Consider the following 22,695-nt stretch of genomic DNA (forward strand, 5'->3'; position numbering starts at 1 on the left):
AATTTCTATAATCACGATGAGAAAGGGGACAGACCGAAGTGAGCCGCTCACTGATCATCAAGTTCAGTGAAGGCTGGCCATTGAAACAATAAAGCACCAAAACAAGACATGAAAAAGACCAAAGCCGTCTAAGGCTTTGGTCTTGAGTCCTTATGATTGCCTGGATTCATAACGGAAACGAGCAATCAATAATAAGAAGTAGCATAGAACGCCAAACAGACAGGCAATAAAGAACGAGTGGGCAAGTGCAAAACCCAGAGCGAGTTCAGTGTATACGATCATAATACCGGACAGTGCCTGTAATGTAATAAAAATAAGACATGAGATCCAACCCCAAAAGATTTGTTTTTGATCTTTATAGGAAGTAATAGCATGAACAGCGGCAACAATAATCCATACAAATAACAGTAAGGCTGCTGCTCTGTGGCCCATTTGCACCCATTCATGGAATTGGGTCGGAAGCCCATTGTTCAGCGGGCTGCACAGCGGCACATCAGGACATGCCAGACTTGATTCAGTGTGTCTTACATATGCGCCTGTATACACAACGATATAGGAATATATTAAAATTCCTATCATGTGAAATTGCATCTTTTTGCCGATTTGAAGCGGCTTAACCAGTGTTCTGACTGATTTATCAGCTTCAAATATGAGCAATGTTAAAATAAGCACTGAAGCAAAAGAAATTAATGAGATGCCGAAGTGAAGCGCCATAATCAGCGCGTTCGAACCGAATACGACAGCCAATGCGCCAAGCAATGCCTGAAGAAATAAAAAGATAATTGACATGATCGCGAGAAACGTTGTTTCACGAAAAATCGGCGTGATTTTTCTCCATGACCAAAACGCAAGGCTTAACACAAGGACAATAGAGATTCCGCTTGCGAATCGGTGGCTCCATTCAATAATTGAAGCCGGATTCAGTTCAGGGAAAAAACGGCCGTGACACAGCGGCCACTGTCTGCCGCATCCTTGGCCGGAACCTGTTTTTGTAACGAGGGCACCCCCGATTAAAACAATTAGCATGACAAATGTCGTCAGAACACCGAGAGCTTTTAATGCTTTATTCATACAATATTCACCTTCTCAACATACTGCTGCAATTTTATATACGTTCCAAGTGTAAGCGAATATGTGTTTTGTGGCAATTCCCAGAGCCTTTTGTTCACAAAAATATAATAGAATGACGGCTTCTGGAAAATGTACACTTGATTATTCATGCCGGGTCTGATAGAAATAAGGTAAACGCAATGCCGATTTGGAGATTGCCTTCATCTTTGGTAAAATTCATAAAAAGTTCACAAATAAATTCCTGTTTGTCGTTTAATATTTAATAGGATGTTTTTTTACAAGATGTTATCTTGTATGATAGAGTTGCAGGTTATTTTATTCTCCTGCGTTAGGTTTGTAAGGGAGGTTTACGTTATGGCTAACTCCAGAATCTTAAATGATACAGCTATAGACGGACAAATTGAAGAAACAACGGCATGGAAAGATTTTCTGTCCCTTATTAAAATAGGGATCGTCAATTCTAACCTCATCACGACTTTCACTGGAATGTGGCTTGCACTGCATATTTCCGGTTTGAGTTTTTTAGGCAATATAAACACCGTTCTTCTTACGTTAATCGGGTCTTCACTGATTATTGCGGGCTCCTGCGCGATCAATAACTGGTATGACCGGGACATTGACCATCTTATGGAGCGTACGAAAGTAAGACCGACGGTTACGGGTAAAATTCAGCCGAGTCAGGCGTTATGGTCTGGAATTTTGCTGGTTGCTTTAGGATTGATCATGCTGCTGATGACAACTGTCATGGCTGCTGTTATCGGTTTTATCGGAGTCTTTACGTATGTTGTATTGTACACAATGTGGACGAAACGCCGCTATACGATTAACACAGTAGTAGGAAGCGTTTCCGGTGCAGTGCCGCCGCTTATTGGATGGACGGCAGTGGAAGGGAATATCGGTGTCGTAGCATGGGTGTTATTCATGATTTTATTTATTTGGCAGATTCCTCACTTCTTAGCATTGGCTATTAAGAAAACTGAGGATTACAGAGCTGCAAATATTCCGATGCTTCCTGTCGTATACGGATTTGAAGTGACAAAAAGACAAATTATTGTGTGGGTTGCGTGCCTGATGCCGCTTCCGTTTTTCCTTGGTAGCCTGGGTCTTCCGATTGTCATTCTCGGCTTGCTGTTAAATATCGGCTGGCTGATTCTTGGCTTAATGGGATTCCGCTCCAAGAATATCATGAAGTGGGCAACGCAGATGTTCGTTTACTCGCTTAACTACATGACAATCTATTTCGTTGCCATGGTTGTCTTGACGCTTTTCTAAAAAATAGATATGATGCTTGTTTTATCGCTTCAAAATAAACGATGACAACTAGTAAATGCCGCCTTGACCTCTTGTTTAATCAGGCGGCTTTACTTTTATACATAGATGGCATTTTGAGTAAAAAAACTCATAATTTAAGAGAAGAGGAAATGTAAGTGCTTTATTGGTGATAGGTTGGATGGCGATAGATTTCGATCCGCTTTCCGCCTTTGTATTGACCAGAAAAGGGGTTGGGTGAAATGGTAAAGCATTGGCGTCTTATTTTATTATTAGCCTTAGTGCCGCTTCTATTAAGCGGATGTGGAAAACCTTTTTTATCCACGCTCAAGCCTGCTGGCGAGGTGGCTGATAAACAGTATGACCTGACAGTGCTCAGCACATTGATTATGGTGGTTGTTGTTGCAGTAGTATCTGTTATCTTCTTTTATGTGATTGTGAGATTCAGAAGATCACGGGTCGGTGAGAACACGATACCGAAACAGGTAGAGGGGAATAAATTTTTAGAAATCACATGGACCGTGATCCCGATTTTGCTGCTCATTATTCTTGTGATTCCTGTTGTATTATATACGCTGGAGCTAGCGGACACATCACCAATGGATAAAAAAGGCCGCAAAGCTGAGGATGCTCTTGTAGTCAATGTTAGGGCAAATTTATACTGGTGGGAGTTTGAGTACCCTGATTACGGCATTATCACAAGCCAGGAGCTGATTGTACCGACAGATCAGCGTGTATATTTTAATTTAAAAGCCTCTGATGTAAAACATTCCTTCTGGATTCCTTCAGTTGGAGGAAAACTTGATACGAATACGGATAATGAAAATAAGTTCTTCCTGACATTTGATTCAAAACGAAGCAAAGAGGCAGGAGATATGTTTTTTGGGAAGTGTGCAGAGCTTTGCGGCCCTTCACATGCGCTGATGGATTTTAAGGTGAAGACAATGTCTGCAAAGGAATTTCAGGGCTGGACAAAAGAAATGAAAAACTATAAATCTACAGCAGAGAGCGATTTGGCTAAGCAGGGTGAAGAACTGTTTAAAGAGAAAAACTGCCTGAGCTGCCATGCGGTAGAGCCGAATGATAAGCGTGCAGAAGCCGCTAGAACGGCACCCAACTTGGCGACCTTTGGTGAAAGGACAAAAGTGGCAGGGGTGAAAGAGGCCAACAAAGAAAATGTGAAGGCTTGGCTGAAGGACCCTGACAGCATAAAGCCGGGGAACAAAATGACAGGCACATATCCAAAGCTCTCAGACAGCGAAACAGATGCGCTTTATGAATACTTAAAAGGCTTAAAAGCGGAAAGCAAGTAGGGAAGAAAGGGAGATATTGGGGGAGGTCACATATGTTGAATGCGCTTACAGAAAAGCGGACGCGCGGATCTATGCTTTGGGATTATTTGACGACGGTGGACCATAAAAAAATCGCGATTCTTTATTTAGTGGCAGGGGGATTCTTCTTTCTTGTCGGGGGAATTGAAGCGATGTTTATCAGGATTCAGCTTGCAAAGCCGGAAAATGCGTTTCTCAGTGCTCAAGCGTACAATGAAGTAATGACTATGCACGGAACGACGATGATCTTTCTGGCTGCGATGCCGCTCTTATTTGCCTTGATGAATGCGGTTGTGCCTTTGCAGATCGGGGCTCGGGACGTTTCGTTTCCATTTTTAAACGCGCTTGGTTTTTGGCTCTTCTTTTTCGGGGGCATTTTCTTAAATCTAAGCTGGTTTTTGGGCGGAGCGCCAGATGCGGGCTGGACGTCATATGCCTCACTTTCGCTTCATTCTAAAGGGCACGGCATAGACTTTTTCGTCCTCGGACTCCAAATATCGGGGCTCGGGACGCTGATAGCCGGGATTAACTTTTTGGCCACGATTATCAACATGAGGGCTCCGGGCATGACGTATATGAGGCTGCCTTTGTTTACATGGACGACATTTGTGGCCTCGGCATTGATTTTGTTCGCGTTTCCGCCGCTTACGGTTGGATTGGCTCTCATGATGCTGGATCGGCTGTTCGGAACCAATTTCTTTAATCCGGAGCTTGGCGGAAATACGGTCATTTGGGAACATTTATTTTGGATCTTCGGCCACCCGGAAGTTTATATCCTAATTTTGCCTGCATTCGGTATTTTTTCTGAGGTCATCCCTGTGTTCGCCAGAAAGCGTTTGTTTGGCTATTCTTCAATGGTTTTTGCAATCGTGCTCATTGGCTTTCTGGGCTTTATGGTTTGGGTGCACCACATGTTCACGACTGGTCTCGGCCCGATTGCAAATGCGATTTTTGCGGTTGCAACAATGGCTATCGCGATTCCGACCGGGATTAAGATTTTTAACTGGCTGTTGACGATTTGGGGAGGAAATGTGAAGTATACAACCGCTATGCTGTATGCTGTCTCATTTATTCCATCCTTTGTGCTCGGCGGTGTGACGGGAGTCATGCTGGCAGCTGCTGCGGCTGATTATCAGTTCCATGATACGTATTTTGTGGTTGCGCACTTCCACTACGTCATTATTGGCGGCGTTGTATTCGGCCTTTTAGCCGGTGTTCATTTCTGGTGGCCGAAAATGTTCGGTAAAATTCTGCATGAAACGATGGGGAAAATTTCATTTGTATTGTTTTTTATCGGCTTTCACCTCACGTTTTTCATTCAGCATTTTGTCGGCTTAATGGGGATGCCGCGCCGGGTTTATACGTTTTTGCCAGGACAGGGTCTGGAAACCGGCAACTTGATCAGTACAATCGGGGCGTTTTTTATGGCGGCAGCTGTTATTCTTCTGCTGGTCAATGTCATATGGACATCGGTAAAAGGTGAATATGTAGGTGCTGATCCATGGCATGACGGACGTACGCTGGAATGGACCGTTTCTTCACCGCCGCCGGAGTATAACTTTAAACAGCTTCCTTTTGTCAGAGGACTTGATCCGCTTTGGATCGAGAAGCAGGCAGGGCACAAATCAATGACGCCGGCGGAACCGGTTGATGATATTCATATGCCAAACGGCTCAATCCTGCCGCTCATCATTTCCTTCGGCCTTTTTGTCGCAGCGTTCGGGCTGCTGTACAGAAGTGATTACGCTTGGGGCCTGCCGGTGATCTTTATCGGGCTCGGCATCACATTTATTACGATGCTGCTTCGTTCAGTAATTGATGATCACGGCTATCATATTCATAAAGAGGAACTGCCGAACGATGATAAAGGGGTGAAGGCATAATGCAAGTTCAAGAAAAATTCACCGCAGAAACCTTTCCAGCTTCTCCTGAAAAAGTAACCCTGGAAGGGAAAAATAAATTTTTAGGCTTTTGGCTTTTTCTTGGCGGAGAGACTGTTCTGTTTGCGTCTCTCTTCGCCACGTTTCTTGCGCTTCGGAATTCAAATGCCGGTGATCCGCCTACGACGGAAATGTTCGATGTGACACTTGTATTCATTGCCACAATGCTTCTATTAACGAGCAGTTTAACGAGTGTGTACGCGATGTACCACATGAAGAACTTTTCCTTCGGCAAGATGCAGCTTTGGCTGGGAATTACGATTTTATTGGGGGCGGGCTTTTTAGGACTGGAAATCTATGAGTTCAAGCATTACACCCATGAATTTGGCTTTACCATCACAAGCTCTGCCCTTGGTTCTGCGTTTTACACGCTTGTCGGTACACACGGCGCCCACGTGGCATTTGGGCTTATGTGGATCAGCACGCTTATGATCCGCAATGCCAAGAGAGGGCTGAATCTGTATACGGCGCCTAAGTTTTACGTTGCCAGCCTTTATTGGCACTTTATTGATGTCGTGTGGGTCTTCATCTTTACCGTTGTATATTTAATGGGGATGGTGGGATAAACATGGTCGATAAAAAAAGCAGAGGGCATATCAATAGCGACCTTGAATTTAAGAAAAAAAAGCATGCCCGGGAGATGAAATATCAAGTCCTGTCTTTTGGTTTAATGATCGGTCTTACGATTGTTGCATTTCTGACTGTGGCCACGGACGGTGTCGGCAGCTGGTTTACGATTCCTTTCATTATTTTGCTAGCTGCAATTCAAGTCATTTTTCAGCTGTATTATTTCATGCATATGAATCAGAAAGGGCATGAGGCGCCGGCACTGTTTTTGTATTCAGGGGTGTTTGTCGCGTTTATCACTGTGCTTGCGTTTGTGACAATTATATGGTGGTAATTTGAACAGCCGCCGGAGGTGAAGAAATGAATCAGTTGGAGATATTTGGGTTTCGCGCGATGTGGAGCCCTTATCTTTTTTGTATCCTGTTAGGCATTACGGCGCTTTATCTCTATTTTTACAGGCGAATGTCTTCAAAGCCGAATCGAATAACTGGTAAAGAGATGGTGTGCTTTCTGTCGGCGATGCTGTTTTTATATGCAGCCGAGGGAAGCCCGGTTGATCTGCTCGGACATATTATGTTCAGTGCGCATATGGTGCAGATGGCCGTCCTGTATTTGGTTGTCCCGCCGCTTTTGATCGCGGGGATTCCTGCATGGCTCTGGGAAAAAATCATTTTCAGGCCTTCAATCAAACCGGTTTTTTCCTTTTTTACGACGCCTTTAATTGCTTTGCTTTTGTTTAACGGCATTTTTTCTTTATATCATGTACCGCTTATATTTGATACTGTCAAAACGGATCCGTTTTACCATACATTAATCACTTGGCTTATCTTTGTGCTTGCGTTCTTCATGTGGTGGCCGCTTGTTCATAAGGTTGAGCGTCTACGGCAGCTCAGCGGTTTGATGAAGCTGGGTTATATTATGGCGGACGGTATGCTGCTCACACCTGCTTGCGCCTTGATCATGTTCAGCGGTGCACCGTTATACGCCACCTATACAGATCCGGCTTTATGGGCTGAGGCAATGAGGCTTTGTGTGCCAGCGGATATGATGGGGCAGGTCCCATTAACAGGGCCAGAGATGCTGAATACACTGCCTTTGTTAGAGGATCAGCAGCTCGGAGCAGTCATGATGAAAATCATTCAGGAAATTGTGTACGGTACTTTTTTGGCCATTATTTTTTTCCAATGGGTGAAGAAAGAAAGGGAAAAGGACGGGCAGGAGGAGCCGCCGTATATTCAGCAGACGATATCATAAAAGGTACAGCAAAATATGCTGTACCTTTTCGTTACATTTGAACTGTTTTTAACATGTTGGCTATGTCCTGAATCAGTGCCTTGCTTTTTGTCACAACCTGTACGGGAAACTCTTCCGTTTCTCCATATTCTACTCCATGAGGGTAGTAATGCTTTCCTAGGAGAGGGGACATTAATTGAATCACGGCGCGCCCGCTTCCGACATCGCCTTCTGCCGCAATACCTTGTATCCGCAGGTAAAACGTACCCTCAATCGTCGAAAACTTCTTGTCATAGGTGACTCTCTCGTAATCCCATTGACCCGCTCTAATGAGACCTTTGCTTTCCATTAAGTCGTCTAGCCAGCTGAGCTCAGCCTTAACCCCTTCAAGTCCGCTTTCAGTAAACTTCAACACTGACCCCTCCTTATAAAAATTACCTTTCCTGACAATCATAGTATGAAAGCGTTAAACTTTCAATGAATCTTCTTCTTTTGAAAGTATGCAAAAATTAAATTTTGACGACAATAGCACTAGACTAAAGGAGGTTAAACGGATGACAAAAATAAAAGATCTGATGACAGCCGACTTGCAATATTGCACGGTATTAGATAATGTATATGAAGCTGCAGTAAAGATGAAGGACGCAAATGTAGGAGCGATTCCGGTAGTTGATGAGGACGGGGAAACATTGGTCGGCATCGTAACCGACCGCGATCTCGTATTAAGAGGAATCGCCATCAAAAAACCGAACTCGCAAAAAATCACTGACGCGATGACCGAAAAACCTGTCAGTGTGGAGGAAGATGCTTCAGTCGATGAGGTTCTTCATTTGATGGCATCGCATCAGCTCAGAAGGATACCAGTTACAAAAAATAAAAAACTGACTGGAATTGTCACGCTTGGTGATCTTTCTTTATCTGAGCAAACGAATGAACGTGCCGGCAGCGCCTTATCGGATATTTCCGAAGGTGATAATAGAGAAGAAGGCTTTTTTCATTAACACATAAATCTTTGACATGTTAAATAGGCTGTATTGTAATGGGATGTAAGCAAAAGATTGTGAATCGCCACGGGGGTGATAGATTGAAAAATATATTGAGAGCAATGGTTATCCTTTTGATTATCTGCGGAACTTACGTTCTGTTTATTCAATATGGATCTGTTCCTGAAAAGAAATCAAATGACAGCGAGCCTCAGGTGTCGAATGAGGAAGCGCAAAGCGGCAAACGAATACATATGCCGACTTCAGGGTTATTGTCCTTCATGGGCAAGCCCGCCGATGAAGTAACGAAAAAGCTTGGGGAACCTGAACGTATTGACCCTTCGGCTTATGATTACGATTGGTGGGTATACAATCAAGGTAAGGATCAATATATCCAAATCGGGGTATTAAACAATAAAGTGGTCACATTATTCGCGGCGGGTAATGATATTAACGCCAAGCCTTTCAAAATTGGAGAATCAACTGGCGAAGTATTCAAGACCACCCAGGTGGCACCATTTGTGAATGTAGAGTATAAAGGAAATTCCTATCGGTTTGAATTTTCTGAAGAAGATATCAATACAAGACCGACTGTAAAGGTAGGAAAGATGTATGTCCAGCTGTATATGGACAAATTTGAAGGGAAGCTATCCAGCATCAGGGCGTTTGATGCGCAGACCTTTGTAAAGCAAAGACCTTATGAGGTAGTGTACCGCGGGGAATTAATTAAACCGAAAGCCGTTTCAGATGAGAAATGGAAAAAGATCCAAACAACGAGCGAAAAGCAAATCCTTGATTTGACGAATGTCATACGCGTTAAACATGGACTTGCGAAGCTTGAGTGGGATCAGCCAACGGCGGAAGTGGCATTTGGGCATAGTGAGGATATGAAGGAAAATAATTATTTCTCCCATGTCTCTAAAAAATACGGCTCGCTGAAAGACCGCTTAGAAGAAGGGCATGTTGACTTTCAGCAAGCTGGAGAAAATATCGCATACAATTATGTGGACGGTCCGGCTGCTGTAGAAGGCTGGCTGAATAGCGAAGGCCATCGAAAAGCGCTTCTGAATTCAGATTATACGCATCTTGGTGTCGGAGTAGACCGGAAATATTACACCCAAAATTTTATTAAGCGATGGTAATGAAAGCCGCGGACGAATGGTTCCCGGCTTTTTCTATTTCCATACAAGCTGGTCTGAATGAATGTGCTGATAGCTTACAGATAAGGCCGTTTCCCATCCCTTCAGTCAGGCTTTTTCACCAGTGTATAGGGATATCGCTAAAAATTCATTTGGGAATGAATATAGGCGAACACAATGCCCGACAAAACGATACATTGTAGTAGGTAACGATTTTCGGAGGGGGTGAGGATTGTGGCGAATCAACATGCCAATCATTCAATCAATGACTTTAAACAATTCGTCAAAAAGCATCCCAAGCTGATAAAAGAAGTGCGCAAAGAACAAAGAAGCTGGCAGGACGTATATGAAAATTGGGTCCTCTTCGGGGAGAGCGACCCGATTTGGGATCCGTATCGGGAACCGGAAGAAGCTTCTGAAGCTGTGCCTGAAACACCGCAAAAAAATGATTTTGTCTCGAAAATGGTGACAGCGGTGAAAAAGATGGATGTCAATCAAATGAACGAACAAATCAATAAAATGAGCCAGTCGATCTCATCGTTGCAAAGCCTTCTTAATACATTTTCCGGAAGCGGACAGAAGCATTCTCAGCCAGGCTCTGGACAGCATCCTTTTTCTTTTCGAAAGGATTAAAAAAGGGGAGCTCATATGCGCAAAGAGGTTCAGGAATATATTTTAGCAAACGAAGAACGGAAACGATTCATCAGAGAACAGCCGATATGGTACCGCAGGCTTTCAAGAAAACCGGATGATCTGTCCTCCTTTCAGCTTGAAATGATGAATTTTTATGAAAAAACCATTCCGCATCGGGTGAATCAGTTTACGAACGGGATTCAAATGGCGCAAATGATGATGCAAATGTTTCAAGCGATGCGGACAAAAGATTAAAAGGCCCCGAAAAAGGGTCTTTTTTCATGCGGACATAAGGTTTTGTATACGGCTGCGGTTAAGCATTTTCCAATTGGCTGGTTTCATGGTAAACTAACAACTGGAGGTGCATGTTATGTATGCGACGATGGAATCCGTGCGGCTTCAAAGTGAAGCTCAGCAGCTTGCCGAGATGATTCTGCAGTCGGAGACGGCTGAGAACTACCGCAATTGTTACAAGCGTCTCCAGGAAGATGAAGAGGCAGGTCGGATTATTCGTTCTTTTATCAAAATAAAAGAGCAGTATGAGGATGTACAGCGTTTTGGCAAATATCATCCTGACTATAGAGAAATATCCCGGAAAATGAGGGAGATCAAACGTGAGCTGGACCTGAACGACAAGGTGGCTGACTTCAAGAGAGCTGAAAATGAGCTCCAGTCCATTCTTGATGAGGTCAGCGTCGAGATTGGGACAGCTGTTTCGGAGCATGTGAAAGTTCCGACTGGGAACCCTTATTTTGACGGTTTGTCTTCATGCGGAGGCGGCTGCGGTTCAGGCGGAAGCTGCGGATGTAAAGTGTCCTGACGAGACTGGCCGTCTCGTCTTTTACATATAAGAGAAAACAGGCAGGTGATTGTATTGGAGAATAGGCGCCAGGGCATGGTTGTGTATCTGCACTCCCTAAAGCAGAGCAAAATGCTGAGGAAGTTCGGGAATGTGCACTATGTATCAAAACGATTAAAATATGTCGTACTGTACTGTGATATGGACCAAATTGAAAAAACAATGGACAAGATTGCGTCTTACTCATTTGTGAAAAAAGTGGAGCCTTCTTATAAACCGTTTTTAAAATTGGAATTCGAGTCAAAGCTTGATAAGGCAAAAGAATACGATTATAAAATCGGCATATAGCTATAAAAAAATCCCCGCAGGCATCTGCGGGGTCCTTCTATTCCTTAATATGTTAAGGAGAAGGCAAAGGGAGAGGAGAAACCGGAGGAAGAACTTATGGGGAAACGTAAGTCTTCTCCGCGGTTGGCAACAACATCCTCTAGATGCTGTTGCTTATAGTATGGACAAGGATCATGCTGCCTATACACCTGTTTATCAAGATTAGCGTTCATTGTTTGGAAGAATGCTTTATGTTAAGATAGGATTGATTTTTTTCTATGTACATAGCGGCGTCCGGCCGAATAAAGAAACAAAATAGCTTTTAGAAAAAGTGGTGTGGAACATGAGAGTAATTTCTGGATCAAAAAAAGGCCGTTCACTAAAGGCTGTACCCGGAACATCAACAAGACCGACAACCGACAAAGTGAAGGAATCCATTTTCAATATGATCGGCCCTTATTTTGACGGGGGCAGGGGACTTGACTTATTCGCAGGGAGCGGAGGTCTTGGAATCGAAGCGCTTTCACGCGGGTTTGAGCATTGTATATTCGTTGACCGTGATTTTAAAGCGATTCAAACAGTAAAATCTAATTTGAAAACGCTGGAGCTTACAAAACATGCACAGGTATACCGCAATGATGCGGAACGTGCTTTGCACGCTGCTGCTAAAAGAGAAACCGGCTTTCGCGGAATTTTTCTCGATCCGCCGTATAAGGAACAAAAGCTGAAAGCACTTTTAACGCTGATTGACGAATATCAAATGCTGGAAGAAGACGGCTTTATCGTCGCTGAGCATGACAGAGAGGTCGAGCTTCCCGAAACCGTAGGAGATCTTGTGATGACAAGAAAAGAAACCTATGGGTTAACAGGTGTGGCGATTTATAAAAAGAGGGGGTAGTGAGGTGGCGAGTATAGCTGTCTGTCCCGGCAGTTTTGATCCTGTGACCTACGGGCATCTGGACATCATCAAACGCGGGGCGCATATTTTTGAACAAGTGTATGTATGTGTGCTGAATAATTCTTCAAAAAAGCCTTTGTTCAGTGTGGAAGAACGGTGTGAGCTTCTGAGAGAAGTGACAAAAGACATTCCGAACATAACAGTTGAAACATCGCAAGGCCTGTTAATTGATTATGCAAAAAGAAAAAATGCGAAAGCGATTTTAAGAGGCTTGAGAGCTGTATCTGATTTTGAATACGAGATGCAGGGGACGTCAGTAAACCGTGTGCTTGATGAATCCATCGAGACATTTTTTATGATGACAAACAATCAATATTCGTTTCTAAGTTCAAGCATCGTAAAAGAAGTGGCGAGATACAACGGCTCGGTATCAGAGTTTGTACCGCCGGAAGTAGAGCTGGCGCTTCAGCAAAAATTCAGACAAGGATGAGGGTTTTGACTCATCCTTTTTTTGTTCCGTTTGTCAGTCTGTAAGAAAAAATGATAATGTACGTAAACAGCGCGCATAGTGTGACAGCAGGTCCGATCTGCACAAGCAGATTCCAGCCATTTATAAAGGCAGTTGGCATGTCACTGCTGTTAAGAGATTTAAATACATACTGATATGGATCATGCCATGCCGTGTAAAGAGGTTTCCATAAAAGCATGACGAAGACAGCGGCATAAACGCCCTGCAGCAAACGTGCGATAAAGAATGGTTTAAATCTAATGTCGGTTTCCGATAAAATACCTGCCACCTGAGCTTGTACGGAAAAGCCGCTAAACCCAAGAATAAAGCTGACGATAATGGCTTTTTGCAGAAGAGAAACATCTGTCTCGCTGACAAGCTTGCTGCCTAATGTAATTTCAAACATCCCTGATAAAAGCGGAATGTCCAATTGAGTCGGAAGCTGAAACAAAGTCAGTGCTCCTTTTGTGAAAACAGACAAAACATCAGTCAGCTGGACCACTGACAACAGCCGATTGAAGACAGAAAATAAAATAATAAAGCCGCCTACCATAAGAAGCGTTTGAACAGAAGACGTCACGGCGTCGCCTAAAATTTTACCTAAGGGCCGTTTTTCTGCAAGTCTGGCGGTATGAAGAGCGTGTAAAGCATCTTTGACTGAAGGGAAAGGTATCGTTTTCTTTCTTCTGAGATGCTGCTCTTCCTTGCGGCCATAGGAGCGCATTGTTAAACCGACGGCAAGATTCCCCAAATAGTGTGCAGAAGCTAATAAAATGCCTAGTGATGCGTTTTGAAAGAAACCGACGGCAACAGCGCCGAAAATAAAGAGCGGGTTTGAAGAATTGGTAAACGACGCGAGCCGTTCTGCCTCTACTCTTGAAATCTGATTTTCCTGCCGCAGACGGGCAGTGAGTTTTGCGCCCGCTGGGTTTCCTGATGCCATTCCCATAGCAAGAACGAAGCCGCCGACACCCGGCACGCGAAAGATCGGCCGCATAAAAGGCTCAAGCAAAACACCGACAAACCGCACAATGCCAAAGCCGATTAAGAGTTCGGACAGAATAAAAAATGGCAGCAATGACGGAAACACAACCTCCCACCACATAGACAGCCCGGTTTTAGAGGCTTCGAATGAGGCCTGTGGATGTGAGATGACAGTCGCTGTTAAAAAAATAAAAAATGAGGCAATCAAAAGTGTATTAATCTTCGACAAGTTCATTCTTACCTCCCCGATGCTAAAAATGCCCAATGACATGTATATCATGATAAAATAATGTATGATGTAAAACGGCCAAGCAGTACCTGTCCTCTTGATTCTTTGTACTAATATACGAGCATAGGGGTTCAGTTTAGACCATAGAATTCGGTATACAGGGAATTCAGGCAGGAGGTTAACGCTTTGGCCAAACCTAAAATCGGGTTAGCGTTAGGATCGGGAGGGGCCAGAGGGCTTGCTCATCTCGGTGTGCTTTCCAGTTTACATAAGCACCAAATTGAAGTGGATATGATTGCAGGAAGCAGCATGGGCGCTTTGGTGGGCAGTTTTTATGCCGCCGGACATGACGTGGCAACGATGAAAAAAGTAGCCAAAGCCTTTAAACGAAGGCTTTATGCTGATTATACGGTGCCGAAGCTCGGTTTTTTAAAAGGTGACCGCGTCAGACAGCTTGTGCATGCTTATACATTCGGAAAACCGATTGAAGAGCTCCAAATCCCGCTGGGCATTGTTGCGTGTGATTTACAGACGGGAGAAAAGGTTGTGTTCCGAAAAGGATCAGTGTCAGATGCAGTGAGGGCCAGCATCAGTATCCCGGGTATCTTTATTCCGCAGCGGCTGGATGGACGCCTTCTTGTAGACGGCGCGGTCGTCGATCGAATTCCGGTTTCTGTTGTAAAAGACATGGGAGCTGATATTATTATCGCTTCGGATGTTTCCAGGGTTCGAAAAACTGAAACAGCAGTGCATATTTTTGATGTGATTATGCAAAGTATGGATATACTGCAAAATGAATTAGTGCGGCATCAAACAATTGCCGCAGATATCATGATTCGCCCTTCCCTTGAAACATACAGCTCAAGCTCGTTTGCCAATATTGAAGAAATGATATCGGCAGGCGAAGAGGCGACAAACCGAATGATCAGCAAGATAAGAAAAGAAATAGAGAATTGGGAGGGCTCATAATTTGCTACGTAAAAAACATTTTAGCTGGATGCTCGTCATCCTCATACTGATCGCCGTTTTATCATTTATAAAACTTCCATACTATATTACAAAACCGGGAGAAGCGACAGAGCTTGCTTCATTGATAAAAGTGGAGGGAGGCTACCCGGAAAAAGGAAGCCTGTCCTTAATGACTGTTAAAGTGGGACCGGCTAATCCGTTTACATATGTGTGGGCAAAGATGCACCCTTATTATGAAATTGTTCCTGATGAGAGCATTAAGGAGGAAGGCGAGTCAGATAAGGAGTATATGAAAAGACAGCTCCAAATGATGAAAAGCTCGCAAGAAAATGCGGTTATAGCCGCCTATCAAAAGGCAGGAAAAAAAGTCAGCTATTCCTTTAACGGCATATACGCAAGCTCTGTTGTAGAAAACATGCCGGCAAAAGGGAAAATAGAAGTCGGTGATAAAATCATCAGCGCAGACGGCAAAAACTATCAGTCTGCTGAAAAGCTGATTGATTATATCAGCAGCAAAAAAGCCGGAGATAAAGTCACGTTAAAGATCGAAAGAGAAGAAAAAGAAAAGCGTGTCACTCTTACGTTAAAACAATTTCCTGATGAGCCGGATCGGGCAGGAATCGGAGTTTCGCTTTATACAGACAGAAACGTGAAGGTAGAGCCTGATATTGATTTTGAAATCGAAAATATTGGCGGCCCGTCAGCAGGGTTAATGATGTCTCTTGAAATTTATAATCAGCTGACAAAACCAGACGAAACAAAAGGCTATGATATTGCGGGAACAGGTACGATTGATGTTGACGGAAAAGTAGGCCCGATCGGCGGCATTGATCAAAAAGTCGTCGCCGCAGACAAAGCCGGAAAAGACATTTTCTTCGCGCCAAATCAAAACGGCGCCAGCAATTCCGATTATAAGAACGCAGTAAAAACAGCAAAAGATATTGATTCAAATATGAAGATTGTGCCTGTTGATACCATGCAGGATGCGATTGATTATTTGAATAAGCTGAAAGCGAAAAGCACCTGATTCTCAGGTGCTTTTTCTATACATTTAAAAAGTGTTGTTCATCTTCGTCATATCGAATCGGTGCATGTCCGTATTCCTGCAGGTCAAACTCAGTTCTCAGCGGCTCTTCTATCGGCAGGCTGTAAATCCTGCTTGCTTTTACGTCCAGATCGAGAGCTGGATGGGAGAAAGAGGACAGTTTGCTGACAAGCGGAACAGACAGTGCTTTTTTCTTTTCGGATAAATAAGCCTGTCCTTTTTTCGTCATGCCGAGAAGCCTGATATACGGCGCCTTATCGTTGTCAAGCAGCTTTTGCATATCCTGTTTTTTTGTTCTGGTTAAAATGTGTGTATTCATCCGCTGGAGCCTTGTCCACGTATAGCGTTTTGTTTTCAGCAGTTCCATAAATTCCTGATAGGAGCTGGATTTTCTGATCGAACGAATAATTCTGTGCTCTAAACCTTCCTCTACCTCGTATATTTGCTGTAATTCCTGTGCCGTTACAGTTGAAAGGCTGTATTTTAAGTAAGAAAAGTAGCTTTCAGGTGTATGCCACAATCCGAAAGATTTGCGGTAAGCTGCTAATTCACGTGCAGATGCAGCAGGGAGAAAACGAAGGCAGGCTTCGAGATTCTGGCCAGTCATCGCTTTTCTGATGCTTGTGGCGCTTGCGATGTGGTTTTCGCCTTCAGGGAGATCGGCATCATGATAGTCCGAAGAGATCCGTGCCGTAGTATAAGGTTTCATAGGATATCCCCCGGTTAGAATCGAGTTCACATACTGGTATCCCAAAATGTTATTTGGTTTTGACAAGTCAAGTGCACTTTCAGTATGCAAAATGGAGCTGAAGGCGCTAGCCGCCGCTGCTGGGTAACTGGCCCCCTTTTTAAGTTCTTCTTTAATTCGGTCATTCAATATATGTTTATGCTCATCAATAAGCTGTGCTGTTTCTAAAAAAGGCTTGATATCCCCATTTTCACTCCCGAAAAACAGCGCCTCACATTCAAGTTCGTTCAGGATGGAAACACTGCCGCGTGCAAAAATGTCTGCTTTTTGCACGGCATAAAGATAAGGCAGCTCAATGACAAGATCAACTCCGCTTTGCAGCGCCATTTTTGTTCGGGCCCATTTTGATACAACAGCGGGTTCCCCGCGCTGTAAAAAATGTCCGCTCATGACCGCGACAGCCGTGTCACATCCGGTTTGCAGCTTTGCTGTTTGGGCATGATAAAGGTGACCGTTATGAAAGGGATTATATTCAACCACCAATCCGACAGCTTTCATATTTTTTCCGCCTTTCTTGCTATGTTTAAAAACGTATGGTACATTTGCAAATGAAAACTCTTACGCCTTATTTTTGTTTTAAGTGTATGCATAGCATATTCCGCTGTCAACGATACTTCAATGGCAGCATTATGCTGTAAAGAAAAAATATTGACAAAAACAATCTTAAAAGCTATAATCATGTTTGTTGCTTTCCTGAGGTGATACAAATGAAATGGACGATTTATCAGCTGCATCAAATGCCAAAACAAAGTTTTGAGTTTGATGAAACAGTTGAGTTAAATGAGCTGACAAAGCTGAATTCTGACATTCGCCGCATTTCTCCCGTCCGGGTGAAGGGCAGAGCGGATATCAAATCCAAACAGGTTTCGTTTGATTTTACAATTTCAGGCGAAATGATTTTGCCATGCTCAAGAACACTCGTTGATGTCCCGTATCCATTTGAAATTTCAACAAAAGAACTGTTTATATTTCATCACACGGATGATATAGAAGATGATGACGTTCATATTGTTGAGGACGATACTATCGACTTAACTCCGATCGTGAAAGAAGAAATTCTTTTAGAAATCCCTATGCAAATCTTTTGTGAATCTGAACAAGAAAAAGGAGCTGCTCCTCAAGAAGGAAAGGATTGGCAAGTCATTTCGGAAGAAGACAAGAAGAATCAAGTTGATCCGAGACTTGCAGCCCTTGAAAAGCTCTTAAAACAAGATGATGAATCTTAACTCTTTAAGGAGGTGGGAATAATGGCTGTACCTTTTAGAAGAACTTCTAAAATGAAGAAAAGATTGCGCCGTACACATTTCAAACTTAATGTACCTGGTATGACAGAATGTCCGTCATGCGGAGAGATGAAGTTGTCTCACCGTGTATGCAAAGCATGCGGATCATACAACGGCAAAGACATAAATGTAAAAAGTAACTAATAAGAAAAGCGCGGGGTGAAAGCCCTGCGCTTTTTCTTTTTCTCTTCCTGTCAGCTTGCGGAAAATTTGTGAGTGCAAATAGTCTATCTAATCTATTACCGGCATATGTATGAGATAAATAAGCTGACATGGAGGGAGATTGAATTTGACCATTACAAGACAAGATGCTTGGACTCAGGATGAGGATTTGCTGCTGGCAGAAGTGGTGCTTCGTCATATTCGAGAGGGAGGAACACAGCTTTCAGCCTTTGAGGAGGTTGGGAGGGCGCTGACCAGAACCACGGCAGCCTGTGGTTTCAGGTGGAACTCGTATGTGAGAAAACAATACCAGTCAGGTATAGAGCTTGCAAAAAAGCAAAGGAAAGAACTGAGAAAGCAAATCGGCGTTCATTCGGTCAATATGCCGAATTCCATGAAGCAGACTGCCTCGGCATCGTCAGAAGGAAAACGAGATTTGTCCATTCAGGATGTCATTCAATTTCTCGAACAATTCAAAGAAGCACCGTCTGCACAAGAATTTCAGCTTGAAAGGGAAAAATTGAAGGAGCAAATCCAATCGCTGCAAAAAGAGCTTGAGGATTTGCGGAGTGAAAATCAGACATTGCGGAATCAGCTAGAGATGACAGAAGAGGATTACAAGGCACTGATCGATATCATGGATCGGGCCAGAAAAATGGTTGTTTCGAAGGAAGACGGAAGAATGAAAAAAGCGGCTCAAGAAACGTAAAGAAACGCCTGAAATGAACCGGCCCTATAGTAAGAATAGGCCGGTTGTTTTTATTTCTATGCAGACTCTCCCGGTGTCATTTCATGATCCATATCAGGATGCCAGATGAGCGGGTTTTCCCCTTTGTCCCGCGCCATATCATACTTAACAGTTTTAAAGTTCATTTTGTTCCAAAATTCCGCTGATTTCATTCGCGGATTTGTCCGGATCGGCATTTTGAATGATTTTGCAAATTCAACCAAGGCTCTCCCGTATCCCCTGTTCTGGTAGCCCGGAAGAACCTCAAGCTTCCACAGCTCCAAATAATCCTGGCGGTTGTCAAAATAGGGATTCGATTTGCCGTTAACTTGATACAGACTCATTCGTGCTACAAGTTTATCGCCAAAATAAATCCCGTAAAAAGGCGAAGTGCTGTCATTTTCAATAATATTATCCTGAAGTTCTTCAAGCATAGAAAGCTCCTGAATGCCGTATTCTTTGAATTTCTTGAATTCTTCCAGCGTTTTATAGTTGATAAGCAGACGTTCTACCTTTGTCAAACAAATCTCCCCCTTTGTTGTTTCTACATATATTGTAAACGCTTTATTTAAAAAATCCAAATATTTAAACTTTAATTTTAAGCACATGGGATCTTTGAGAAGTAATTTCTTCTTACTTCTGCTATGATAATACGTAAATGCTAAATTGGGTGTGACATCATGAAAATTGGAATTATCGGAGGAGGCTCCGTCGGTCTTTTATGCGCCTATTATTTGTCACTTTATCACGACGTGACTGTTGTGACGAGGCGGCAAGAACAGGCTGCGGCCATTCAGTCTGAAGGAATCCGGCTTTATAAAGACGGGGAGGAATTCAGGGCTGATTGCAGTGCGGACACGAGTATCAATTCGGACTTTGACCTGCTTGTCGTGACAGTGAAGCAGCATCAGCTTCAATCTGTTTTTTCGACGCTTGAACGGATCGGGAAGACGAATATATTATTTTTGCAAAACGGCATGGGGCATATCCACGACCTAAAAGACTGGCACGTTGGCCATTCCATTTATGTTGGAATCGTTGAGCACGGAGCTGTAAGAAAATCGGATACAGCTGTTGATCATACAGGCCAAGGTGCGATAAAATGGAGCGCGTTCGACGATGCTGAACCAGACCGGCTGAACATCATGTTTCAGCATAACCATTCGGATTTTCCGATTTATTATGAGACGGATTGGTACCGTCTGCTGACGGGCAAGCTGATTGTAAATGCGTGTATTAATCCTTTAACTGCGTTATTGCAGGTGAAAAATGGAGAACTGCTGACAACGCCAGCTTATCTGGCTTTTATGAAGCTGGTATTTCAGGAGGCATGCCGCATTTTAAAACTTGAAAATGAAGAAAAGGCTTGGGAGCGGGTTCAGGCCGTTTGTTGGCAAACGAAAGAGAATCGTTCATCAATGCTGGTTGACGTCATTGGAGGCCGGCAGACGGAAGCTGACGCCATTATCGGGTACTTATTGAAGGAAGCAAGTCTTCAAGGTCTTGATGCAGTCCACCTAGAGTTTTTATATGGCAGCATCAAAGCATTGGAGCGAAATGCAAACAAAGTCTTTTGAGCTTTTTCGGTAACATGCTATACTCATTTCGGATCACTAACTATTTATTGGAGAAAGGAAGTTCTAGAAGATGCAGCTAACTGAACTTTCCATCAAAAATCAGAATGTGTTTGTACAGCACTATATAGATGGCAAAGAAGAAATGTCTTCTTTTTTTGATTACAGTATTCATCATAAGGACATGTGGCGCGAAAGACTGGAAGACTTATCTTCCCGGTTTTTCGCAAGAGAGGAATTGGCGGCGTACTTAACCTCTTACCATAATAAATTCGGTTCAAGTGCGATGCAGTCTGCTATTGAGAAGCTGAAGGACCCGTCAAGTGCCGCTGTAGTCGGCGGACAGCAGGCAGGACTTTTAACAGGACCGCTTTACACCATACATAAAATCATTTCAATCATTGTTTTGGCAAAGCAACAAGAAAAGGAACTGCAAGTGCCTATCATACCAATCTTCTGGGTGGCTGGAGAAGACCACGATTTGGATGAGATTAATTTTGTTCACACATCTGAAGAGAATGGGCCTGTGAAAAAAAAGCTGCCTCAGTCTTATTGGAAGAAATCATCAGCAGCGAGTACATCGCTTGATCAGGAAAAGTGTGCCGCGTGGATAGATGATGTTTTTGCCGCTTTTGAAGAAACAGACCATACGAATACACTTCTCGACAATGTGAAACGATGTTTAAGGGAATCTGTTACGTTTACTGACTTCTTTGAACTGCTGATCGCGGATTTGTTCCAAGAAGAGGGCTTAGTTTTATTAAATTCTGGAGATCCGGGGATTAAAAAGCTGGAAACGGCCATGTTCCAAAAGATTCTTCGAGAAAATGATGAACTCGCCCGGGCTGTATCAGATCAGCAGGCCTTCATGCGTCAAGCAGGCTACAAACCGATTATCGAGTCCGGAAAAGAGCAGGCGAATCTGTTTTATGAATACGAAGAAGAGCGTTTTCTAATTGAAAAAGACAACGGCCGATTTGTCATCAAAGAGCTTGATCTAGGATGGACGAGGGATGAACTTCATACACATATGGAAGAACATCCAGAGCGTTTCAGCAACAATGTTGTAACGAGACCGTTAATGCAGGAATTTCTCATTCCGACTTTAGCATTTATTGCAGGGCCTGGGGAAATCAATTATTGGGGCGAGCTCAAACAGGCATTTGCGGTGATGGGCTTCAAAATGCCTCCTGTCATGCCAAGGCTGAACATTACGATACTTGAGCGGCATATTGAGAAAAAACTGGTTGAACGGAATATCTCATTACAAGACGCGATTGAGCGCGGAACGGAGAATCAAAGAGAGACATACTTCGAGCGCCAGATTCCGGAAGAGTTTACGGCGGTGATGGATCAGGCGAAAAGCCAAATTGAAGCGATTCACAAAACGGTCCGGCAGGAGGCGTTAAAGGTTGATCAAAGCTTGGAACCTTTACTCCTGAAAAATGCCGCTTTTATACAGGATCAGCTTCAATTCTTAGAGCGCACGGTGATGAAGCGAATTGAAGAAAAAGAAGGCTACGTCTTGAAGGATTATGAAAGAATTCAAAATAGCATTAAGCCGCTTCTTGCGCCGCAAGAACGGATTTGGAATATCATGTATTATTTGAACAGGTACGGTCCAAAATTCTTCACGACATTCAAGAATCTGCCATTTTCTTTTCAAAATCAACATCAAGTTGTCAAACTTTGAAATAAAGTTTTAAAGAACCCTGACTAGTTCAGGGTTTTTTTTTATGGGTAAACAGTGTAAAATGAAGTTGTGGAGCGAAGTGGTGAATAGTGGTGAGTTAAGGAGAGAAAGTGGGGCAAGAGATCATGTTTATGGGTGAATATCAGCATACCATCGATGCGAAAGGCCGCATGATCGTACCCGCTAAATTCAGAGAAGGCCTAGGTGAGCAATTTGTGCTGACTAGAGGACTTGACCAATGTCTCTTCGGCTACCCTATGCACGAATGGAAACAAATTGAAGAAAAACTAAAAGCTCTTCCTCTCACAAAGAAAGATGCCCGCGCGTTTACCCGTTTCTTCTTTTCAGGGGCGACTGAATGCGAACTGGACAAGCAAGGCAGGGTAAATATCGCATCATCTCTATTGAATTACGCCAAACTGGAAAAAGAATGTGTTGTTATCGGGGTTTCTAATCGAATTGAATTGTGGAGTAAAGTAATTTGGGAACAATACACAGAAGAGCAAGAAGATTCATTTGCTGAAATTGCTGAAAACATGATTGGGTTTGATATATAATGATTCTTCGTGTATAACACTCTAAA

28 protein-coding genes are annotated in these 22,695 nt (G+C 43.3%); 22 read left to right on the plus strand and 6 right to left on the minus strand.

The genetic code is table 11. The annotated features are described in order from the left end of the window. Positions 1-150: 150 nt before the first annotated feature. On the minus strand, positions 151-1,071 hold the full coding sequence (ctaA, locus tag MKX71_RS08045) for a heme A synthase CtaA (RefSeq protein ID WP_144482477.1): 921 nt from the start codon (positions 1,069-1,071) through the stop codon (positions 151-153). Positions 1,072-1,425: 354 nt separating this feature from the next. On the opposite strand from ctaA, the gene cyoE reads away from it, so the two are divergent. The 6 genes from cyoE (at position 1,426) to ctaG (ending at position 7,432) form a co-directional block, all read left to right on the plus strand. Continuing rightward, positions 1,426-2,343 carry a heme o synthase gene (gene cyoE, locus MKX71_RS08050; protein ID WP_003232250.1) on the plus strand — a complete coding sequence of 306 codons (918 nt, stop codon included), beginning with the start codon at positions 1,426-1,428 and terminating at the stop codon, positions 2,341-2,343. A gap of 239 nt (positions 2,344-2,582) precedes the next feature. After that, on the plus strand, positions 2,583-3,653 hold the full coding sequence (gene coxB, locus MKX71_RS08055) for a cytochrome c oxidase subunit II (RefSeq protein ID WP_014663859.1): 1,071 nt from the start codon (positions 2,583-2,585) through the stop codon (positions 3,651-3,653). Between the two features lie 32 nt (positions 3,654-3,685). After that, positions 3,686-5,554, plus strand: coding sequence for a cytochrome c oxidase subunit I (ctaD, locus tag MKX71_RS08060; protein ID WP_003232245.1), 1,869 nt, complete (start codon positions 3,686-3,688; stop codon positions 5,552-5,554). Beyond that, entirely contained in the window at positions 5,554-6,177 is a 624-nt protein-coding gene (ctaE, locus tag MKX71_RS08065) for a cytochrome c oxidase subunit III (protein WP_003232244.1), read from the plus strand. Before ctaD ends, ctaE begins: the two co-directional genes overlap by 1 nt. Before the next feature lie 2 nt (positions 6,178-6,179). Then, positions 6,180-6,512 (plus strand): cytochrome c oxidase subunit IVB, encoded by a 333-nt coding sequence (gene ctaF, locus MKX71_RS08070; protein ID WP_003232242.1) that lies wholly within the window; start codon positions 6,180-6,182, stop codon positions 6,510-6,512. A gap of 26 nt (positions 6,513-6,538) precedes the next feature. Continuing rightward, entirely contained in the window at positions 6,539-7,432 is an 894-nt protein-coding gene (ctaG, locus tag MKX71_RS08075) for a cytochrome c oxidase assembly factor CtaG (protein WP_033883825.1), read from the plus strand. A gap of 31 nt (positions 7,433-7,463) precedes the next feature. On the opposite strand, the gene MKX71_RS08080 is transcribed toward ctaG, so the two are convergent. After that, positions 7,464-7,826: a YugN family protein gene (locus MKX71_RS08080; protein WP_003232238.1), complete on the minus strand. Its 363-nt coding sequence runs from the start codon at positions 7,824-7,826 to the stop codon at positions 7,464-7,466. A 139-nt stretch (positions 7,827-7,965) separates the two neighbouring features. On the opposite strand from MKX71_RS08080, the gene MKX71_RS08085 reads away from it, so the two are divergent. From MKX71_RS08085 to coaD, 8 genes are all read left to right on the plus strand, one after another. Next, positions 7,966-8,412: a CBS domain-containing protein gene (locus MKX71_RS08085; protein ID WP_003221362.1), complete on the plus strand. Its 447-nt coding sequence runs from the start codon at positions 7,966-7,968 to the stop codon at positions 8,410-8,412. An 83-nt stretch (positions 8,413-8,495) separates the two neighbouring features. Beyond that, positions 8,496-9,536 (plus strand): CAP domain-containing protein, encoded by a 1,041-nt coding sequence (locus MKX71_RS08090; protein ID WP_015483195.1) that lies wholly within the window; start codon positions 8,496-8,498, stop codon positions 9,534-9,536. A 231-nt stretch (positions 9,537-9,767) separates the two neighbouring features. Beyond that, positions 9,768-10,166 carry a YlbD family protein gene (locus tag MKX71_RS08095; RefSeq protein ID WP_003232233.1) on the plus strand — a complete coding sequence of 133 codons (399 nt, stop codon included), beginning with the start codon at positions 9,768-9,770 and terminating at the stop codon, positions 10,164-10,166. Positions 10,167-10,181: 15 nt separating this feature from the next. After that, the gene (locus MKX71_RS08100; protein ID WP_003232231.1) at positions 10,182-10,421 is read left to right on the plus strand and encodes a YlbE-like family protein; all 240 of its coding nucleotides are present in this window, start codon (positions 10,182-10,184) and stop codon (positions 10,419-10,421) included. Between the two features lie 115 nt (positions 10,422-10,536). Beyond that, a complete protein-coding gene (gene ricF, locus MKX71_RS08105) occupies positions 10,537-10,986 on the plus strand; it encodes a regulatory iron-sulfur-containing complex subunit RicF (RefSeq protein WP_003221370.1) in 450 nt (149 codons plus the stop codon). 54 nt (positions 10,987-11,040) lie between these two features. Then, positions 11,041-11,313, plus strand: coding sequence for a YlbG family protein (locus tag MKX71_RS08110; RefSeq protein ID WP_009967171.1), 273 nt, complete (start codon positions 11,041-11,043; stop codon positions 11,311-11,313). Positions 11,314-11,635: 322 nt separating this feature from the next. Beyond that, positions 11,636-12,190, plus strand: a complete 555-nt coding sequence (gene rsmD / locus MKX71_RS08115) for a 16S rRNA (guanine(966)-N(2))-methyltransferase RsmD (protein ID WP_015483196.1) — start codon at positions 11,636-11,638, stop codon at positions 12,188-12,190. Between the two features lie 4 nt (positions 12,191-12,194). Continuing rightward, a complete protein-coding gene (gene coaD, locus MKX71_RS08120; protein WP_003245283.1) occupies positions 12,195-12,680 on the plus strand; it encodes a pantetheine-phosphate adenylyltransferase in 486 nt (161 codons plus the stop codon). A 10-nt stretch (positions 12,681-12,690) separates the two neighbouring features. Here coaD and spoVV read toward each other — a convergent pair whose 3' ends face one another. Further along, positions 12,691-13,917 carry a dipicolinic acid transporter SpoVV gene (spoVV, locus tag MKX71_RS08125; RefSeq protein WP_029726517.1) on the minus strand — a complete coding sequence of 409 codons (1,227 nt, stop codon included), beginning with the start codon at positions 13,915-13,917 and terminating at the stop codon, positions 12,691-12,693. A 180-nt stretch (positions 13,918-14,097) separates the two neighbouring features. Here spoVV and MKX71_RS08130 point away from each other — a divergent pair, with 180 nt between their 5' ends. Together MKX71_RS08130 and ddcP are read left to right on the plus strand one after the other, a co-directional pair. Then, positions 14,098-14,880: a patatin family protein gene (locus MKX71_RS08130; RefSeq protein ID WP_021479345.1), complete on the plus strand. Its 783-nt coding sequence runs from the start codon at positions 14,098-14,100 to the stop codon at positions 14,878-14,880. A 1-nt stretch (position 14,881) separates the two neighbouring features. Beyond that, positions 14,882-15,907 carry a protease DdcP gene (gene ddcP / locus MKX71_RS08135; protein WP_003245451.1) on the plus strand — a complete coding sequence of 342 codons (1,026 nt, stop codon included), beginning with the start codon at positions 14,882-14,884 and terminating at the stop codon, positions 15,905-15,907. A gap of 16 nt (positions 15,908-15,923) precedes the next feature. Here the strand turns inward: ddcP and MKX71_RS08140 are convergent, their stop codons facing one another. Beyond that, entirely contained in the window at positions 15,924-17,171 is a 1,248-nt protein-coding gene (locus MKX71_RS08140; protein WP_339231941.1) for a nucleotidyltransferase, read from the minus strand. Continuing rightward, entirely contained in the window at positions 17,168-17,353 is a 186-nt protein-coding gene (locus MKX71_RS08145; protein ID WP_003232215.1) for a hypothetical protein, read from the minus strand. Before MKX71_RS08145 ends, MKX71_RS08140 begins: the two co-directional genes overlap by 4 nt. A 27-nt stretch (positions 17,354-17,380) precedes the next feature. Here MKX71_RS08145 and MKX71_RS08150 point away from each other — a divergent pair, with 27 nt between their 5' ends. From MKX71_RS08150 to gerR, 3 genes are all read left to right on the plus strand, one after another. After that, positions 17,381-17,899: a DUF177 domain-containing protein gene (locus MKX71_RS08150; protein ID WP_014479718.1), complete on the plus strand. Its 519-nt coding sequence runs from the start codon at positions 17,381-17,383 to the stop codon at positions 17,897-17,899. Positions 17,900-17,920: 21 nt separating this feature from the next. Continuing rightward, positions 17,921-18,100 carry a 50S ribosomal protein L32 gene (gene rpmF / locus MKX71_RS08155; protein WP_003154457.1) on the plus strand — a complete coding sequence of 60 codons (180 nt, stop codon included), beginning with the start codon at positions 17,921-17,923 and terminating at the stop codon, positions 18,098-18,100. A gap of 145 nt (positions 18,101-18,245) precedes the next feature. Next, complete coding sequence (gene gerR, locus MKX71_RS08160) at positions 18,246-18,827, plus strand: sporulation specific transcriptional regulator GerR (protein ID WP_339231942.1); 582 nt, start codon at positions 18,246-18,248, stop codon at positions 18,825-18,827. A 56-nt stretch (positions 18,828-18,883) separates the two neighbouring features. On the opposite strand, the gene MKX71_RS08165 is transcribed toward gerR, so the two are convergent. Further along, the gene (locus tag MKX71_RS08165; protein WP_014476736.1) at positions 18,884-19,366 is read right to left on the minus strand and encodes an N-acetyltransferase; all 483 of its coding nucleotides are present in this window, start codon (positions 19,364-19,366) and stop codon (positions 18,884-18,886) included. A gap of 159 nt (positions 19,367-19,525) precedes the next feature. Here MKX71_RS08165 and MKX71_RS08170 point away from each other — a divergent pair, with 159 nt between their 5' ends. From MKX71_RS08170 to mraZ, 3 genes are all read left to right on the plus strand, one after another. Beyond that, the gene (locus MKX71_RS08170) at positions 19,526-20,422 is read left to right on the plus strand and encodes a 2-dehydropantoate 2-reductase (protein ID WP_339231943.1); all 897 of its coding nucleotides are present in this window, start codon (positions 19,526-19,528) and stop codon (positions 20,420-20,422) included. Between the two features lie 70 nt (positions 20,423-20,492). Further along, positions 20,493-22,112: a bacillithiol biosynthesis cysteine-adding enzyme BshC gene (bshC, locus tag MKX71_RS08175; RefSeq protein WP_339231944.1), complete on the plus strand. Its 1,620-nt coding sequence runs from the start codon at positions 20,493-20,495 to the stop codon at positions 22,110-22,112. A 125-nt stretch (positions 22,113-22,237) separates the two neighbouring features. Further along, positions 22,238-22,669 carry a division/cell wall cluster transcriptional repressor MraZ gene (mraZ, locus tag MKX71_RS08180; RefSeq protein ID WP_003221402.1) on the plus strand — a complete coding sequence of 144 codons (432 nt, stop codon included), beginning with the start codon at positions 22,238-22,240 and terminating at the stop codon, positions 22,667-22,669. Positions 22,670-22,695 lie beyond the last annotated feature (26 nt).

This window comes from Bacillus sp. FSL M8-0071, from assembly GCF_037975455.1.
Taxonomy (GTDB): Bacteria; Bacillota; Bacilli; order Bacillales; family Bacillaceae; genus Bacillus; species Bacillus subtilis.

What these genes read in the sequence shown, in the direction of transcription:
- bshC (WP_339231944.1), top strand. Translation starts at nt 20,493, where the DNA reads ATGCAGCTAACTGAACTTTCCATCAAAAATCAGAATGTGTTTGTACAG.
- rsmD (WP_015483196.1), top strand. Translation starts at nt 11,636, where the DNA reads ATGAGAGTAATTTCTGGATCAAAAAAAGGCCGTTCACTAAAGGCTGTA.
- MKX71_RS08100 (WP_003232231.1), top strand. Translation starts at nt 10,182, where the DNA reads ATGCGCAAAGAGGTTCAGGAATATATTTTAGCAAACGAAGAACGGAAA.
- MKX71_RS08150 (WP_014479718.1), top strand. Translation starts at nt 17,381, where the DNA reads ATGAAATGGACGATTTATCAGCTGCATCAAATGCCAAAACAAAGTTTT.
- ctaD (WP_003232245.1), top strand. Translation starts at nt 3,686, where the DNA reads ATGTTGAATGCGCTTACAGAAAAGCGGACGCGCGGATCTATGCTTTGG.
- ricF (WP_003221370.1), top strand. Translation starts at nt 10,537, where the DNA reads ATGTATGCGACGATGGAATCCGTGCGGCTTCAAAGTGAAGCTCAGCAG.
- MKX71_RS08085 (WP_003221362.1), top strand. Translation starts at nt 7,966, where the DNA reads ATGACAAAAATAAAAGATCTGATGACAGCCGACTTGCAATATTGCACG.
- ctaF (WP_003232242.1), top strand. Translation starts at nt 6,180, where the DNA reads ATGGTCGATAAAAAAAGCAGAGGGCATATCAATAGCGACCTTGAATTT.
- ctaA (WP_144482477.1), bottom strand. Translation starts at nt 1,071, where the DNA reads ATGAATAAAGCATTAAAAGCTCTCGGTGTTCTGACGACATTTGTCATG.
- ctaG (WP_033883825.1), top strand. Translation starts at nt 6,539, where the DNA reads ATGAATCAGTTGGAGATATTTGGGTTTCGCGCGATGTGGAGCCCTTAT.
- MKX71_RS08145 (WP_003232215.1), bottom strand. Translation starts at nt 17,353, where the DNA reads ATGATTATAGCTTTTAAGATTGTTTTTGTCAATATTTTTTCTTTACAG.
- ctaE (WP_003232244.1), top strand. Translation starts at nt 5,554, where the DNA reads ATGCAAGTTCAAGAAAAATTCACCGCAGAAACCTTTCCAGCTTCTCCT.
- cyoE (WP_003232250.1), top strand. Translation starts at nt 1,426, where the DNA reads ATGGCTAACTCCAGAATCTTAAATGATACAGCTATAGACGGACAAATT.
- spoVV (WP_029726517.1), bottom strand. Translation starts at nt 13,917, where the DNA reads ATGAACTTGTCGAAGATTAATACACTTTTGATTGCCTCATTTTTTATT.
- mraZ (WP_003221402.1), top strand. Translation starts at nt 22,238, where the DNA reads ATGTTTATGGGTGAATATCAGCATACCATCGATGCGAAAGGCCGCATG.
- MKX71_RS08140 (WP_339231941.1), bottom strand. Translation starts at nt 17,171, where the DNA reads ATGAAAGCTGTCGGATTGGTGGTTGAATATAATCCCTTTCATAACGGT.
- rpmF (WP_003154457.1), top strand. Translation starts at nt 17,921, where the DNA reads ATGGCTGTACCTTTTAGAAGAACTTCTAAAATGAAGAAAAGATTGCGC.
- coxB (WP_014663859.1), top strand. Translation starts at nt 2,583, where the DNA reads ATGGTAAAGCATTGGCGTCTTATTTTATTATTAGCCTTAGTGCCGCTT.
- MKX71_RS08170 (WP_339231943.1), top strand. Translation starts at nt 19,526, where the DNA reads ATGAAAATTGGAATTATCGGAGGAGGCTCCGTCGGTCTTTTATGCGCC.